The 16,582-nt window shown below is 52.9% G+C and carries 15 protein-coding genes; 2 read left to right on the top strand and 13 right to left on the bottom strand.

The annotated features are described in order from the left end of the window. Positions 1-8: 8 nt before the first annotated feature. From FGS84_RS01850 to FGS84_RS01820, 7 genes are all read right to left on the bottom strand, one after another. The gene (locus FGS84_RS01850; RefSeq protein WP_138306035.1) at positions 9-851 is read right to left on the bottom strand and encodes a MerR family transcriptional regulator; all 843 of its coding nucleotides are present in this window, start codon (positions 849-851) and stop codon (positions 9-11) included. 281 nt (positions 852-1,132) lie between these two features. Then, positions 1,133-1,798, bottom strand: coding sequence for a TrkA family potassium uptake protein (locus FGS84_RS01845; protein ID WP_138306034.1), 666 nt, complete (start codon positions 1,796-1,798; stop codon positions 1,133-1,135). A gap of 15 nt (positions 1,799-1,813) precedes the next feature. Continuing rightward, complete coding sequence (locus tag FGS84_RS01840; RefSeq protein WP_138306033.1) at positions 1,814-3,187, bottom strand: TrkH family potassium uptake protein; 1,374 nt, start codon at positions 3,185-3,187, stop codon at positions 1,814-1,816. 178 nt (positions 3,188-3,365) lie between these two features. Further along, positions 3,366-4,187, bottom strand: coding sequence for a metal ABC transporter permease (locus tag FGS84_RS01835; RefSeq protein WP_138306032.1), 822 nt, complete (start codon positions 4,185-4,187; stop codon positions 3,366-3,368). Next, positions 4,184-4,960: a metal ABC transporter ATP-binding protein gene (locus FGS84_RS01830; protein ID WP_138306031.1), complete on the bottom strand. Its 777-nt coding sequence runs from the start codon at positions 4,958-4,960 to the stop codon at positions 4,184-4,186. Before FGS84_RS01830 ends, FGS84_RS01835 begins: the two co-directional genes overlap by 4 nt. Positions 4,961-5,014: 54 nt before the next feature. Beyond that, positions 5,015-6,088, bottom strand: coding sequence for a metal ABC transporter substrate-binding protein (locus tag FGS84_RS01825; protein ID WP_138306030.1), 1,074 nt, complete (start codon positions 6,086-6,088; stop codon positions 5,015-5,017). Then, positions 6,075-6,764 (bottom strand): HAD family hydrolase, encoded by a 690-nt coding sequence (locus FGS84_RS01820; protein WP_347563763.1) that lies wholly within the window; start codon positions 6,762-6,764, stop codon positions 6,075-6,077. Before FGS84_RS01820 ends, FGS84_RS01825 begins: the two co-directional genes overlap by 14 nt. Before the next feature lie 156 nt (positions 6,765-6,920). On the opposite strand from FGS84_RS01820, the gene FGS84_RS01815 reads away from it, so the two are divergent. Beyond that, positions 6,921-7,811 (top strand): DegV family protein, encoded by an 891-nt coding sequence (locus FGS84_RS01815; protein ID WP_138306028.1) that lies wholly within the window; start codon positions 6,921-6,923, stop codon positions 7,809-7,811. A 33-nt stretch (positions 7,812-7,844) separates the two neighbouring features. Here FGS84_RS01815 and FGS84_RS01810 read toward each other — a convergent pair whose 3' ends face one another. Together FGS84_RS01810 and FGS84_RS01805 are read right to left on the bottom strand one after the other, a co-directional pair. After that, entirely contained in the window at positions 7,845-8,663 is an 819-nt protein-coding gene (locus tag FGS84_RS01810) for a DUF368 domain-containing protein (protein WP_138306027.1), read from the bottom strand. Positions 8,664-8,954: 291 nt separating this feature from the next. Beyond that, a complete protein-coding gene (locus FGS84_RS01805) occupies positions 8,955-9,152 on the bottom strand; it encodes a hypothetical protein (RefSeq protein WP_243129802.1) in 198 nt (65 codons plus the stop codon). 242 nt (positions 9,153-9,394) lie between these two features. Here FGS84_RS01805 and FGS84_RS01800 point away from each other — a divergent pair, with 242 nt between their 5' ends. Then, a complete protein-coding gene (locus FGS84_RS01800) occupies positions 9,395-11,398 on the top strand; it encodes a diguanylate cyclase (RefSeq protein ID WP_138306025.1) in 2,004 nt (667 codons plus the stop codon). A 25-nt stretch (positions 11,399-11,423) separates the two neighbouring features. Here the strand turns inward: FGS84_RS01800 and FGS84_RS01795 are convergent, their stop codons facing one another. Genes FGS84_RS01795 through metF form a run of 4 tightly spaced genes read right to left on the bottom strand, consistent with a single transcriptional unit; the run spans position 11,424 to position 16,507 of the window. Beyond that, positions 11,424-13,871 (bottom strand): homocysteine S-methyltransferase family protein, encoded by a 2,448-nt coding sequence (locus tag FGS84_RS01795; RefSeq protein WP_138306024.1) that lies wholly within the window; start codon positions 13,869-13,871, stop codon positions 11,424-11,426. 21 nt (positions 13,872-13,892) lie between these two features. Next, positions 13,893-14,927, bottom strand: a complete 1,035-nt coding sequence (locus tag FGS84_RS01790; RefSeq protein WP_138306023.1) for an aminotransferase class I/II-fold pyridoxal phosphate-dependent enzyme — start codon at positions 14,925-14,927, stop codon at positions 13,893-13,895. Positions 14,928-14,949: 22 nt separating this feature from the next. Beyond that, entirely contained in the window at positions 14,950-15,621 is a 672-nt protein-coding gene (locus tag FGS84_RS01785) for a vitamin B12 dependent-methionine synthase activation domain-containing protein (RefSeq protein ID WP_138306022.1), read from the bottom strand. A gap of 28 nt (positions 15,622-15,649) precedes the next feature. After that, positions 15,650-16,507 carry a methylenetetrahydrofolate reductase [NAD(P)H] gene (metF, locus tag FGS84_RS01780; RefSeq protein WP_138306236.1) on the bottom strand — a complete coding sequence of 286 codons (858 nt, stop codon included), beginning with the start codon at positions 16,505-16,507 and terminating at the stop codon, positions 15,650-15,652. Positions 16,508-16,582 lie beyond the last annotated feature (75 nt).

The raw sequence follows: 16,582 nt of genomic DNA, 5'->3' as shown, positions 1-16,582 counted from the left end.
GTATCAGGTCAAGGGTTATTTTTTCTGAAAGATACCGGCACCTGCAGGCGCAGGAACATGCCTCTTTCCTGCATATCCATGGGCACCTCCGCCACCACCTCGCAGATGTAGTCGCCTGTCGCCTGATAGTCCTTTGCCTTTATTTCCTCTACCAGGCGGCCCATGTATTCCTTTTCTTTTTCAAAGCCATTGCAGTAAATGCACAGGTATGTGCTGGCCGGTATCTCCGTAATCAGGCTGTCGTTTACAAAGCCCCGGTCCACCAGCACAAATATCTCGGTGGAATAGTACCTTCCCTCCAGCAGATGTTCCCTGCGCATCATGGTGCCTGCATTGTAAAAATAGATGGGGGACAGCTGGTTGGCAATCAGGTTCTCCTTTAAATCCCTCAGTATTTTCTCATACACGTCTATGTCGTAATCGTAGAAATTCACTCCGGAATCCGTCATATAGGTCAGCCTCCGGGGTATGTATTCCAGCACAATGGTTCCGTCCGGAGGCGCATTTTCATACCATTCATAGCTTTCCAGCGTACGCTCTATGGCCCTTCTCTGGTACATCAGCTCCCTGGACCTTAATTCCAGTTCCTCCAGGTTACGGTACAGGATTGTTTTGAACATGTCCAGCTCAAAATGCGTCATCTGTTCCTTGATGTCCTTTAAGGACATGCCCAGGGCCTTCATGTGCTGAATCATGTCCAGCTGGGCGCTCTGGCGGATATCATAATACCGGTATCCGTTTTCCGCATCCCGGTACATGGGTGAGAACAGTCCCGCCCTGTCATACAGCCTTAGCGTCTGTTCTGACAGTCCGTTAAGCCGGGCCATCTGTCCTATTGACAGTTCTTTCACAGCATGCGCCTCCCTTTTGTTATGTATTATCTCCAATTATAGTATGATTTCCAAGACCCATATAGCATAATTATACTAAAAAAACCTTATACCGGCAACAATGTTTCCTCTGTCTTATTGAAAATTCGTCTTACTTTTAACACTCCGAAACAGCCCTTTCCTGCTGCATTCTGCTGCCGTACCATTGTCTCCCATTAAAAAAAGCCGGAGAAACCGGCTGCCTGTCACAGCGCAGGCAGCCATTCCTCCGGCCCAATTATATCCTGGACTCATCATACGGCTTATACATTCTTTGTAAGATGCTTTACAATTTTCTCCGCATCCTCCTGTTTTCCAATGACCATCAGATGGGTGTCCCCCGCTATGACATGGTCTGCACCGGGCATGAACCGCATGTGGCCGTCCGGGTTCTTTACTGCAATAACCGATATGCCGTACAGCCGGCGGATGTCGGATTCTTTTATGCTCTTTCCCACCCACTGGGGAAGGGGCTTGATTTCATAGATGGAAATACCGTCCGCCAGCTCCGTATAATCAAACACATTATTGGCGCTGTAGCGCACCGCCGCCTTTTCAGCCACATCCCTGTCGGGATAGACCACCTCGTCCGCCCCGTTCTTTAACAGCAGCCTGGCGTGAATGTTGCGGTTCGCCTTGCTGACCACATATTTTGCCCCTATCTCCTTAATCAGGCTGGTGACCTCCAGGCTGTTCTGGAAATTATTTCCAATGCAGACGAAACAGATATCGAAATTGCCGATTCCCAGGCTTTTAAGCACAGCCTCATTGGTGCAGTCGCCAATCTTTGCGCTGACCACATAGGGCAGAACAGGCTCCAGCTTTTCCTCCGATATGTCCACTGCCATGATTTGATTGTCATGCTTGGCCAGGTTCTCGCACAGGTGCTGGCCGAACCTTCCGATTCCGATAACAAGAATTGATTTCATCTCTAATACCCCTCTCTATCCTATGGTAATCCGCTCTGCCGGCAGCTGCACATGTGGCTTGCGGTTGGACCTGGTAAAGGCCAGGGCAAAGGACAAGCTTCCGATTCGTCCGCAGTACATCAGCAGTATGATAACAATCCGCGAAAATGAATTCAGGCTTCTGGTGACGCCCGTGCTCATTCCCGAGGTGCCTATGGCTGAACATGTCTCAAAAAACACATCCGACATGGGCAGGTTCTGGGACACCATAATGGCTATGGTGGCTGCCAGCATCAGTCCCAAGTTGATAGTCAGGATACAGGCAGACTGTCTGATGGACTCGTCCTCCAGCCTTCTCCCGAAAATCTCCACCCCGTATGTCTGGCGGATATTGGAGTGGACGTAGAGCAGAAGCACGGCCAGGGTGCTGGTCTTGATTCCGCCGGCCGTGGAGCCCGGGCTTCCTCCGATAAACATGAGAATGGCTGACAGGAACTTGCTGCCGTCTGTAAGGGCCGCCGTGTCCACATTGTTGAATCCCGCTGTTCTGGGAGTGACTGCGCTGAAGAAGCAGGCCAGGAAACGCTCAGAACCATTCATCCCCACCAGAATATGATTGCGCTCCATCAGGTAAAAAAGTATGGTGCTGGTCACCAGAAGGATGGCCGTTGTCACCAGCACGATTTTAGTGTGAAGCATATAATGGCGGAAATCCAGTTTCTTTCTGGACAAATCGTCCCAGACAATGAATCCGATGCCGCCTGTGATTATCAGGAAGGATATGGTTCCAATGACCACCCAGTCTCCCTGGTAATTGCAAAGGGAAACATACTGGCTGGTATGACCCATCAGGTCAAAACCCGCATTGCAGAAGGCGGACACAGAGTGGAATATACCATACCAGGTACCGTGGACCAGGCCGTACTCCGGAATGAACCGGCATGCCAGTATAACGGCCCCGGCTCCCTCAAACACAGCTGTGCCGATGATGATTTTCTTAGCCAGCTTCACCATGCCGCCAATCTGCAGGGTGTTGACGCTTTCCTGCATAAGCCCCCGTTCCTTAAGCCCGATTTTCCTTCTCAGCACAATGGACAAAAAGATGCCGATGCTTATGAATCCCAGACCGCCCAGCTGAATCAGCACCAGCAGCACCATCTGGCCGAACAGGCTCCACTGGGTCCAGGTATCCGCCACCACCAGCCCTGTCACGCAGGAAGCGCTGGTAGCTGTAAAAAGGCAGTTGAGAAAAGGCTCGCTCTGCCCGTCCCTGCTGGCAATGGGAAGCATCAGAAGCAGACTTCCTGTCATAATGATTAAGAAAAACCCATAGGCAATAAACTGGGTCTGTGATATATGTTTTTTTAATCGGTAATGTTTTGGTTTTTTTTCAAACAGCTTCTCATTCATGTTCCCCTCATTTTAATCCCGCACGTTATTTTTATGGTAAATGCATGTTGTTTTTATGGTAAATCCTTCCGCATAAAGAGCATTTTAGCACTTCCGCCCCCAACTGTCTACTGCAAAACAGGAAACAACCGCCTGCAGCAGCTGTAAACGGACGCCGGCAGGAAACCGCCGGAAAATATCATCCTCTCAGGCGGCCCAGGGACTGCCATGCCATGAACAGCAGGAAGGCGCACAGGTTTACCACCACCACACTGGCTCCTGCCGGTATGGAAAACTGGTAGGATGCCACCATACCTGCAAAAAAGCAGGCCAGGGACAGAATACCGGAGGACACCATAACGCCCCCAAAGCTTTTGAATACCCGCATGGAGGAAAGGCAGGGAAATATCACAAGGCTGGAGATAAGCATGGCCCCCATCATCCGCATTCCCAGCACAATGGTCACTGCCGTCAGAACAGCTATGATGATATTGTAACGGCCCACATTAACCCCGGTTGCCTTGGCAAAATTCTCATCAAACGTAACAGCAAATATACGGTTGTAGCATATCACAAACAACCCCAAAACCACCAGGGACAGAACCACGCTGAGCACCACATCCTCCCTGCTCATGGCCAGGATGCTTCCGAACATATAGCTGCTCACATCCGTGGTCATGCCCGTGGTCAGGGAGGTGACGATGATGCCCAGGGCCAGGGCGCTGGCCGATATAAGGGCAATGGCTGCATCGCTTTTAATCCGGCTGTTCTCTGTAATCCGCAGCAGGAAAAAGGCTGCCAGGACCACCACGGGAATGGATATCTTAAGGGGGGACCAGCCCATGGCCAGAGCAATGGAAAGTGCTCCGAAGGACACATGGGACAGCCCGTCTCCAATCATGGAATACCGCCTGAGCACCAGGCTCACCCCCAGCAGGGAGGCGCACAGGGAAACCATCATGCCGCCTGCAAGGGCCCTTACCAAAAACGGATAGGAAAGCATTTCACGTATCAGATTCATGATTTCTCCTCCTTGTGCATGTGCAGCTTCACTGTATGGCATCCGGCTGTGGGCTTGCATCTGCCCTGCTCCTTCTCATGGAAGAAATGGCCGGCTGCCTGGCTGTTCATATAGTCGTGTGCAGGCCCGTAGAACAGTACCCGCTTTTGCAGGTGGAGTATCTTGTTGGCCTCCTCCACTGCATTTCTCAAATCATGGGACACCATGAGAATGGCCACTTTATCCTCCCGGTTCAGCCTCCGCAGCATGGCATAAAACTCCTGGATGGCCGTTGGGTCCAGCCCTGTAATGGGCTCGTCCAGTATCAGAAGGGAGCTGGTGGCGCACAGCGCCCTTGCTATGAGCACCCTCTGCTGCTGCCCGCCGGACAGTTCCCGGTAGCACTGCTTTCTGAGAGGCGTGATGCCCAGCTTCTCCATGTTCCTGTCCGCAATCTCTTTCTCTTTTTTAGAATAAAAAGGAAGCATGCCCCTGCGGTTTAAGCAGCCGCTTAAGACAACCTCCAGGACCGTGGCAGGAAAATCCTTCTGGGCAGCTGTCTGCTGGGGCAGATAGCCGATACCGGTCCGTTTCAGTTCATCTGCCGTTATAAGCCTGCCGCCGGTGGGCTTAATCAAGCCCAGAAGCCCCTTCATCAGGGTACTCTTTCCGGAACCGTTCTCACCCACAATGCACAGATAATCCCCCGGGTCCACTTCCATATTTACATCGATTACAGCATCCTGGTTATCGTATCCGAAATCCACATGCCGGCATTCAATTAAAGGTGACATATTTTTCCTCTTTTACATTGGTTATTCCAGTCCACAGCTCATTCCAATGGCGGTTTAATCCAGCCCCAGCCGCAGGTTCTCCACATTCTGCCTCATAAGCTGGAGATAGGTAACGCCCTCGTCGAACTGCTTTCTGGTAACGTTGTGGCAGGAATGAAGGAGAAGGGGCACTGCCCCTGTTTCCTCCCGGATGATTTCCGCTGTCCTGTGGCTGGAAAGCTCCAGGTAATAGACGGCCGGAATCCGGTCCTGTTTTACCTTGTCAATCAGATAGGCTATGGTCCTGGCGCTGGGCTCCGTGTCCCCGCTGCACCCTGAAAAGGCAGCCCGGTAGGAAAGGCCGTATTCATCCGCGAAATAGCGGAAGGGAAACTTGTCAGCCACCACAATCATACGGAGACGCCCGTCCTTTACAACCTGCCTGAACTGGCTGTCCAGGTCCTTAAGCTCCTTCAGATATGCCTGGGTATTGGCGCTGTAGCGGCTCTCCCCCTGAGGGTCCGCCTCCGCAAGGGCCTGGCTTATGATTTTCACGATGGCCTGGGCATTGACAGGGGATGTCCATATATGCTCATCGTATTCGATGTGCATCTCATGGCCGTCCTCTGTTTCCTCATGGTCATCCTTCTCTCCTATACGGCCGTCCTCCCCATGGCGGTGTTCTTCCTCCTCCATGCCTTCCACATGCTCCTCCTCCACCACATCCACATAGTCCATCATGGTCAGGACCTTCATGTGGCTGGTGTCCAGAGAACCCAGAACCTTCTCCACCCACTGCTCCATCTCGCCGCCGTTGCAGACCAGCACATCCGCCTCCTGCATGGCAATCATGTCAGCGGGCGTGGGTTCAAAGGAATGGCTGTCCATGCCCGCCGGCACCACCAGCTTAAGCTTTACCCGGTCGCCTGCAATCTGCCGTACGAAATCATAATAGGGAAAGATGGTGGTTACCACGCACAGGCGGTCATCCGTTCCCTCCTGGCCGGCTGCCGGCGCTTTTCCCGGTTCAGGCGGCCTCTGTGCGGCAGCGCATCCCCATATACTCATAACCATTGCCGCGGCTCCAAGCACGGCCATGAGCCACGTAATCCCCCTGTATCTTAAGGGTATCCTTTTATTCAATTCCATTCACATCCTTTATATACCGGAGGACCTGGGACGGCTGGTCTGCAATCAGCACCGGATGGAAGGCCATAAGCTCCTCCCTGGTCCTGAATCCCCAGGTCACGCCCACTGTATCCACCTTTGCATTGTCCCCTGTCTCCATGTCCGTGTTGGTATCTCCCAGATAGAGGATTTCCCCCTTTGCAAGACCCAGTTCCCCAGCTATGGCCCATATGCCGTCAGGGCAGGGTTTCTTTTTGATTCCCTTATCCTCCCTCTCGCCGTAGACCAGGTCAAAATAACCGCTTCCAAACACGCCTTCCACATTGTCCAGCGTCCTGGGATGGGGCTTATTGGACAGTACGGCAATAAAAATACCATGTGACTTTAGGAACTCCAAAAGCTCCCTGATTCCCTGATAGGCCTCCACGCGGTACATGCAGCATTTCCGGAAAACGTCCTGATACCGCTCCACTGCTTCCTCATAATGGGTCAGCTCCGTATCCCCGCAGGCAATGAGGGAGCGCTCCAATAGCTTCTTATAACCGTCCCCCACATAGAGCCGGCTCTCCTCCACGCTGATTTCGCGCATGTTCCAATAACTCAGGGTATCGTTTACAGACTTCTGGATGGCATAGATGGAATTCACCAGGGTGCCGTCCAGGTCGAATATACAGCATTTATACATTATACTTACCATTCCTTTCCAAGGATATACGCAAATCCGTCTTGACACAACCTACATCATAGCACAGTTCCATCTGTTTTTCCACTGCATTTGACACCGCACCCCTGGCATGCTATACTTTTTTCAACACGAAACAGCTTAATTTTCCCACCCTAAAAGGAGCAAACCATGACAAATTCCTATATGATTACCTGCTGTTCCACAGCTGATTTGCCTGAGTCCTATCTGGCAGAGAGAGGCATCCCCTACTCCTGCTTTCATTTCCGGATGAACGGCATGGAATACGACGACGACCTGGGTAAGTCCATTCCCATTGAGGATTTTTACGAGAATATACGCCAGGGCGCCATGCCCACCACATCCCAGGTAAATCCGGAACAATACGAGGCCATGTTTGAACCCATATTAAAAGAAGGAAAGGATATCATCCATATGACCCTCTCCTCCGGCATATCCGGCACCTATAATTCCGCTGTCATTGCCAGAGATGAAATGCTGGAGCGCTATCCGGACCGGCGGATTACCGTCATTGACTCCTGCTGCGCCTCCGCGGGCTACGGACTGCTGGTGGACACGGCCTGGGAGAAGATGCAGGCAGGCGCAGAATACCAGGAACTTGCGTCCTGGATTGAGGAACATAAAAAAAGAGTCCATCATTGGTTCTTCACCTCTGATTTGACCCATTTAAGACGGGGCGGACGCATATCAGCTTCCGCTGCTTTCTTTGGAAATATGCTCAATATATGTCCCCTTATGAATGTAAATGTGGAGGGCAGGCTGATTCCCCGGGACAAGTACAGAGGCAAAAAACGCGTCATCCGGGAAATGGTGGAGCGGATGAAGCTTCACGCGGAGCAGGGCCCTGCCTATGACGGCAAATGCTTTCTGTCCCAGTCCTCCTGCCCCGAGGATGCCAGGGCAGTGGCCGGCCTGGTGGAAGAAACCTTTCCTCATTTAAACGGAAAGGTCTTTATCGTGGATATCGGCACAGTCATCGGTTCCCATACAGGCCCCGGCACCGTATGCCTGGTCTTCTGGGGAGACGCCAGAACCGTCTGAGGCCGGTTTGAAAACCGCTCCGGATTCCTGTTCCTAAGCCTTCTGCTCTTTTACGGACATCACATACAGGGCGGCGAAACCGGCTGCCCCGGCCAGCAGACTGGCTGCCAGGTCCGTTCCCGCGGGGATGCCGGGAAAAAGTTCCGGCAGGGAGCCGAACATAAAGCCCAGGATAATCAGGTAGGTGGGCTGGGGATGGCGCAGCATCAGCCGTTCCAGCACCTTGGTGGTCAGGAAAATGCCTCCCAGCACGCCTGCCCCAAGGGGTATCAGTGGAAGGATGTTAAGAGCGCTGATGTTTCCTATGATGGTTTCATAGAGTCCCAGCATGTAGAGCATCTGCGATACGCTGATTCCCGGCAGTACCAGTCCCACCGCTATGATGAATCCCCCGGCCAGCTGAAGAAGCAGGGCCCCCGGCCCGAAACTCCCGTCCGGCGTAAAAAGCCCTGAGGGAATCAGCGCCAGAACCACCACTCCAAGAATGCCTATGACCGGATAGGCAACTGCGCCCAGGTCAAACCTTTTCACGCCTGCTTCCCTGTATATCATGGGAACGCCTCCGGCCACCGCACCCAGGAAGAAAAAACGCAGCGGCACATCGGCTCTGGTGGTGAACAGATAGCTGATGAATCGTGAAAACAGCACCATCCCGATTCCTGCTCCCAGGACGAACTTAAGCAGAAAGGCCATACTCTTTGCCGGTTCCTTAAAAAAGGAGCTGATGGACGAAATCAGCCGGTCATAGAGCCCCATAATCATAGCCATGGAACCTCCGCTTACTCCGGGAACCGTCATGGTTCCCCCAATCCACATTCCTTTTAATATGATGTTCATATTGTCTTTATTCATTGGATATGCTCCTTTTCACCCTCTGTGACCTTACTGCCATTCACCCCTTCCGGGACAGCAGTAACGATATTCTACCCTATACAGCCCAAAAAGTGAATTAATTTTCTGTATATATTTATGACCGGATACAGCCTATTATAGCCCCGGACATGAAAATAATCCCGGAGGACAGGCTCATACGCCGTTCTCCGGGATTTATTTTATGAGGAATATGATTATGTGGCAATGAATGGATATACGGAACCGATGTACTTAATGAATGCATCTAATTAATATACTTCAACAAAGTACTTAGTTGATGCCGCACTGGGAATTTCCAGGCATCATGCTGACGCCCATCTGTGACAGCATGGAATTCAGGTCCTGGCCGCCTCTCTGGTACTGTACTGCCTGGGGACAATTTCCCGTATTGTGAAGTGCTGCATTGCAGTCATTTATATTTGCCATATTGGTGCCGCATGCAGAACCCAGCATTGCAGCAAGTGCCATAGATGAAACTGATAACATAGTATGTCCTCGCTTTCTTTCAGATATTACAAATCTGTTTCTTTTTTGTTACAAAACTATACTATCATATTTTGGAGGCTCTGTGTCTGGGAGTTATTGGGAAAAATACGGTTTTTGTCTTTTTTTGCGGATTTTTCATGCTCTTTGGTAATAATTCCTTCATTCCTCTCATATATTATCAGTATTATGTAATTGATACAAATGGAACAGAGGTTGTATATACTATGTTAGAATATGTAAAAAAGAATTTATCCCGCACCTTTCCCCCGCCGGACCGCAGCATGGTTTGCCGGTGTGCAGATGAAATATATGATACAGTGCAGACCATGAACATCAGCCAGACTTTGAATTATTCCATCCTTTTAATTATCATGGAACTGTTCAGCCTGATGACATATCTGGCCATTGACGTTGCAGGAAGGGCTTTCTCCATGCTCACTTTCACTATCCTGCTGTTCCTCCTGTTCATCGCCCTCAACATCCTGTACTGCGAATACCTGTTAAAGCAGGAACGGACCTGTTCCACAAGACGCAGGCTGAAACACCATACATACCTTTTTACCGCCATATTTGCCCTGTACTGCATTGTGGTAAACCATATTAATCTTCAGAGCCGTCTGACTGCGGAGAGCGTGCTCATGTTTTATATTTATATTGCTGCCGGGCCCATTTACTCCCTTCCCGAAGCCCTGGCCGCGGTACTGGCCACTGCCCTGGCCGCCATTCCGGTTTTCCGGGCCCACCACGTACCTCTGCCCCTGTATTCCAACCTGTTCCTTTACAGCTTCATCAGCCTGTTCCTGTCCCAGATGCGCTGCCGCATCATTGTCAGCAACCTGCAGATGGTAAGAAAAGCCAGGGATGAACAAATCTGCCTTCAGGAACGGGCCGACAAGGACCCGCTGACCCGGCTGTTCAACCGGAACGGTTATTCCCTCCGGCTGGAGGAACTGATTCCCTATAACATACGTCTGAAAATACCCGTGGCTGTTATCATGATAGATATCGACTATTTCAAACAGTACAATGACACCTATGGCCACATGCAGGGAGACGAATGCCTGAAGAAGGTGGCCGCTGCCCTGTCCGGCAGCATCCATCAGGAAAATGACCTGATTTGCCGGTTCGGCGGAGAGGAGTTCCAGATACTGCTCTGCGACATCCTTCCCTCTGACGCCATAAAGGTAGGGGACCGTCTGAGGAAATCCGTTTCTGATATGAAGATTCCTGCAGCCAACCGCAGCGCCTCCCCCTTTGTGACCATCAGCGTGGGAATCGTGAGCACGGTCCTCACCTCCATGGATGATTACCATAAGCTGGTGCGGGCAGCGGACGACGAACTTTACTATGCCAAAAGCCATGGAAAGAACATGATTTCATTCTGCGAACTGAATCCTGCCCCCAGCTCTGACTTATCCTTAGAGGACAAGCTGGAGCATGCAAAGCTCATATATGACAGCAGCCCGTTCCCCTTTGCCATCATACAGATTCAGGTAAAGGACCAACAGGCCTGTGATTTTTCATATGTGTATGTAAATGAAGCCTGCGCCCGCCTGGAATGCCGTTCCAGAAACAGCCTGTACCGCAAAAGCTTCCTGAGCCACTACCCGGACGCCGACACCCGCCGCCTTCCCGCCTACTATGCGACAGCCATGAACGGCGGACGCCAGATATTTTACGATTTCAGCCCGGAGCGCAGCAAGTACCTTAAGATAGAATGCTTTCAATTCCACCAGGGCTACTGCGGCTGCCTCATTGAGGATGTGACGGACCAGCACTACTTTGAGCTGTACGGCAACAATGAGCTGGGGCTCCTGAACCAGGTGGTAAACGGCGGCATCCTGCTGACCAGCTATCAGGCCGAATCCCCGGAAGTCATTTACATGAATTCCAGGCTGCTTCATGCCCTTGGCTACTGCAGCCTTTCCGAGTACAAGCTGTTATACGGAGGCTCCCTGTCCTTTCTGGACCAGCTGCATCCGGACGACATCCATACCTTCCAGGAAACCATGACCGTGTTTTCCACGGATGACACGGTACGCAGCTGCATCATACGAATCCGCCAAAAAAACGGCGCCTGGCTGTGGTTCATGCTCAGGGGCAAACTCATTATTGACGAACACAAAAATCCCCTCAACCTGTTCACTGTATACCATATTACCCGGCAGCTGAAACAGCTGGGCAAGATGGTTCCTCAGGTGGATGGGGATTCCCGTGTAAGTCTGTGAAGCCGTCTGTTTCCAGGGCTCTGTTCTAAGCGCCCAGGACCTGCTCCGCGAAATTGACAGATGCCATGGCATCCCTGCAATAGGCGTCGGCGCCTATGGTTCTGGCATAATCCTCCGTCAGCACGGCGCCGCCCACCATCACCTTCACGGTTTTGGATGCAGCCCTTAACTGGCGGATGGTCTCCTCCATGCTGGGCACGGTGGTGGTCATCAGGGCGCTTAAGCCCACCAGGGCCACACGGCGCTCCACGGCCTCTTTTACAATGGCCTCCGGCGGCACATCCCTGCCCAGGTCAATGACGTCATAGCTGTAATTCTCCAGCAGCACCTTCACGATGTTCTTGCCAATATCATGAATATCGCCTTTCACCGTTGCCAGGATAATGGTTCCCTTCTTTTCCTGTGCCTGCCCGCTTTTGTCCATGGCTTCCTTAATGACCTCAAAGGCAGCCTTGGCAGCTTCCGCACTCATGAGAAGCTGGGGCAGGAACACAGTACCCTTCTCAAATCCCTTTCCCACCCGGTCCAGGGCCGGTATCATCTCACTGTTGATGATATCCAGGGGCTCCCGTTCCTTTAACAGGGCGGTCACCGCATTGTGTGCGCCTTCCTTTAATCCTCTCTCAATGGCGGCGGCCAGGGCCGGTCCCTGGCCGCCATCTCCTGTGCCGGAATCAGCAGACAGCTTTGTCCCGTCCTGGCTGCCGCCCCTTCCAATGGTCTGGCCCAGGCCTGCACTCTGGCCGCTGTACACACTGATATACCGGCCGCACTGGGGGTCCCGGTCCATAAGGGCATTAAAGCTGTAGTAAGCCCGCATCATGGCCTCGGAGTTGGGATTTATGATGGCCGCGCTCAAACCGCATTCCATGGCCATGGTAAAGAATGCAGCATTGATGATTTCCCTCTGGGGCAGTCCGAAGGATATGTTGGATACTCCCAGCACGGTTCCCACCCCCAGCTCATCCCGGATGCGCCTCAGCGTTTCCAGCGTGGTAAGGGCCCCCTTGCTGTCGGAGCTGACCGTCATGCAGAGCCCGTCCAGAATGATATCCTCCGGTCCGATTCCATACTCTGCCGCCCGGTCTAAGATTTTCCTTGCCACAGCCAGACGCCCCTCCGCTGTATCAGGAATGCCGGACTCGTCCAGACACAGGCCCACTGCCACGCCGCCGTATTTTGCCATCAGAGGGAATACGCGGGTCATGGACTCCTCCTTGCCGTTGACCGAGTTAATCAGCGGTTTCCCATTGTATATACGCATGGCCCGTTCCATGGCTTCCATGTCGGAGGTGTCAATCTGCAGGGGCAGGTCGATGATGGCCTGAAGTTCCCTTACAGCCTCCTCCATCATGGAGGGCTCATGGATTTCAGGCAGTCCCACGTTCACATCCAGCACATCCGCACCATTGTCCTGCTGGCTGACGCCCTCCTTGAGGATGTATTCCAGGTTGTGGTCCCGCAGGGCCTGCTTGAACCTGGACTTGCCGGTGGGATTGATGCGCTCCCCAATAATGATTGTCTTTTGCCCAACGGTCACTGCCTTTGCATAGGAGGACACCACGGTGCGGTGTTTTTTCTCCGGCCACGCCACAGGTATGTCCCTGCAGCGTTCTGTCATCAGGCGTATATGCTCCGGGGTGGTTCCGCAGCATCCTCCCACGATGACAGCCCCCATGGATACGATTTCCTCCATGACAAGGGCAAATCCCTCTGCATCTATATCATATACCGTCCTGCCGTTCTCGCTTCTGGGTAGTCCTGCATTGGGATTTACCAGCACGGGAAGGGATGAGACCTTCAGGATTTCTTCCAGGATTCCCTTCATCTGCACTGGTCCCAGTCCGCAGTTAATACCCAGGGCATCCACTCTCAGACCTTCTAGCAGGGCCACGGTGGACTCCACGTTTCCGCCGGTCAGGAGCTTTCCCTTTTCATCAAATATCACGGTGGCGAACACGGGCAGCCGTTCCCCTGTGTCCGGCCTGAATCCGGCCTCCCTGGCTGCCAGAACAGCTGCTTTCAGCTCATAGCTGTCGCTCATGGTCTCAATCAGTACCAGGTCCGCTCCTGCCAGGGCGCCGATGGATACCACCTCTTTATAGAGGTCCACTGCGTTCTCAAATTCCAGGTCTCCCAGGGGCTTTAGCAGGTGTCCGGTGGGGCCCAGGTCCAGGGCCACGTATCCATGGCCGGCCTCTTCCACAGCAGCTCTCGCATTCTCCACTGCAGCTGTCACAATGGCTTCCAGGTTATCCTTGAATTTAAGCCTGTTGGCGCCGAAGGTATTGGTTGTCATGATGTCGGCTCCGGCCTCCAGGTAGGACCGGTGTATGGATGTAAGCACATCCCGGTGGGTCAGGTTCCACAGTTCAGGAAGTTCACCTGGTTTCAGGCCCTGGGCCTGGAGCAGGCTTCCCATTCCGCCGTCACAGAACAGGCGGCGCTCTTTCATCTCTTCTAATATTCTCATCGTCATCCTCTGCAAGCCCTCTTAACTGTTTAGGATATCATGAACCAGGGCATCCACCTGCTCCTGGCTGGTAATCCAGCTGGTGCAGAGGCGGATGGCTGTATGGCTCTCATCCACCCTTCCCTGGTTGGTGTAGCTGTACTTATCCTTCCACGCCTCCAGCAGACTATCCGGCAGGATGGGGAATACCTGGTTAGTGGTGTTTTCCACCAGGAAAGGATAACCCTTCCCGGCACAGGCGCTGCGAATCTTGTCCGCCAGCCTGTCCGCATGGGCTCCCAGCTCAAAATACAGGCCGTCCCGTAAAAGCTCCCCAAACTGGATGCCCAGAAGACGCCCCTTTGCCAGCATGCCGCCCCGCTGTTTGATGTGATAGCGGAAATCCGCCTTCAGCTCATTGTTCAGTATGACCACAGCCTCCCCGAACAGGGCCCCTACCTTGGTTCCGCCGATATAGAATACGTCGCAGGAAGCTGCCAAGGCCTTAAGGTCCAGGTCGTTTCCCTCTGCAGCCAGACCATAAGCCAGGCGGGCGCCGTCCACAAACAGGTACAGGCCGTACTTCCTGCACACCCCATACAGGCTCTCCATCTCAGCCTTGGTATATATGGTGCCCAGCTCCGTGGGATTGGAGACATAGACCATCTTCGGCTGCACTGTGTGTTCAAAGCTCTCGTCCTGAATATGGGACTGGTACAGTTCCTCCACCTGGGCTGCCGTAATCTTACCGTCCTCAGAGGGCAGGGCCAGCACCTTGTGTCCGGTGGCTTCTATGGAGCCTGTCTCATGTACATTGATGTGAGCCGTGACAGCTCCCACCACCCCCTGATGGGAGCGCAGGGCTGATGCAATGACCGTCATATTGGCCTGGGTGCCTCCTACCAGGAAATGGACCGCTGCATCCTCCTGTCCGCAGAGTCTGCGGATGATATCTGCCGCCTCAGTACAGTAATGGTCCTCCCCGTATCCCGGCGTCTGCTCCAGGTTGGTTTCAGCCAGTTTCTTAAGTATGCGCTCATGGGCGCCTTCGCTGTAATCACAGTTAAAACGAATCATAGTGTTATTCCCCTTTTTCTTTTTATATTGATAGTTCCCCGGTCTGCCTCCGGTAGGGGCAGTCCGTCTTTGCGCAGGCTTCGCAGCCTTTTACATCGCAGCGGTATGGTTTCCTGCTGGCTCCCATGACAGCGGACACAGATTTGGAGGGCATCATGAGAAGGCTGTCAGTCAGCTTGATGCCGATGCGTTTTCCTGCCTCCAGGGCGTCCAGAAGCATTCCCTGGCATTCCAGCGGGAAATCGCCGTACCCCGGACTGAACCTTGGCCGCAGATAACGGCCCTTTGCCTCGTATTCCGCCTTCAGGGCAGTGCATATCTGGTCGCAGTACTCCTCAATCATGGCTGCCGCAGCTGCCTGCATAACCACAGCCCGGCTCATCTGGAGGCGGCTGTACTTCTGAATCAGATGGTCTGCCCCGCAGCCAAGGGTGGCCGCAAACACAATAATCTGGTCACAGTCCTTCAGATTCACCCACAGATTCCTGCTTCTGGCCATAAAACATCCCCCGTCAATCCGGTAATCCTCCCCCAGCGCCAGAGGATATTCCCGGTACAGATGCCTGGGCGTGGCTGCTTCCCACAATTGTGTCATGCACTGCTCCACCATGGCCGCAACCGCCCCGTCCGGCTCCTGTCCCCTGTAGCCCAGATAGCGGAGGACCTCTTTCCTGTCTACGTCACGTATATCCATATGCTCTTTCTCCTGCTCTGTATGCGGCCTATAAAATTTCCGACAGGTTGTCCTTTATCTTCATTGCCACATCCGGCTTATTCATGGAATATACATGGATGCCGTTGACTCCGTTGGCAATAAGGTCGATAATCTGGTCCGTTGCATAGGCAATTCCTGCCTGCTTCATGGCAGCCGGATTGTCCCCGAACCGGTCCACAATGGACATGAACCTGGAGGGCAGATAGGTACCCGACATCTGGGTAATACGCCGGATTTGATTTGCATTGGTCACAGGCATGATTCCCGCAATCACCGGCACCTGGATTCCCTTTTCGCGTATTCGGTACAGGTAACTGTAGAGAATGCTGTTGTCAAAGAACATCTGGGTGGTGACAAAGTCACATCCCGCCTCCACCTTCTGCTTCAGGTAATCCATATCTATGGATTTGTTGGCTGATTCCACATGGCCTTCCGGGTAGCACGCTGCTCCTATGCAGAAATCGCCGGCCTTCTTGATTTCCCGTATCAGTTCGGAGGCATAGTGGTACTCCCTGGGCGTGCTGCCGTCCTGTGGGATATCCCCCCGCAGGGCCAGCACATTTTCAATGCCATGGTCCTTTAATTCACCCAGCACATGGTGCACCTTCTCCCTGGTGGATGACACACAGGTAAGATGGGCCAGAGGCGTCACCCCGTATTCCTCCTTGATAGTGGAGGCGATTCCCACCGTATAATCGCTGGTTCCCCCTCCCGCCCCGTATGTAACACTCATGAACGAGGGCTTTAGCTTTGCAATCTTGGCAGCCGCCCTCTCCACGGAATCATATGCATCCTCTGTCTTTGGGGGAAACACCTCAAAGGAGAGGGTGGGCTTTCCTTCTGCCAGTATATCGCGTATTTTCATATCTTCCTTCCCTTCCTCTTCCATCATCCAAAAAAGCTCCGGCACCCCAAAGATTACAGGATTGCCGGAGCAAGC

Source organism: Clostridium sp. 1001271st1 H5 (assembly GCF_005845215.1).
Taxonomy (GTDB): Bacteria; Bacillota; Clostridia; order Lachnospirales; family Lachnospiraceae; genus Enterocloster.
The sequence above is the reverse complement of the archived record's forward strand: the minus strand, read 5'-3'. Positions and strand labels throughout refer to the sequence as shown.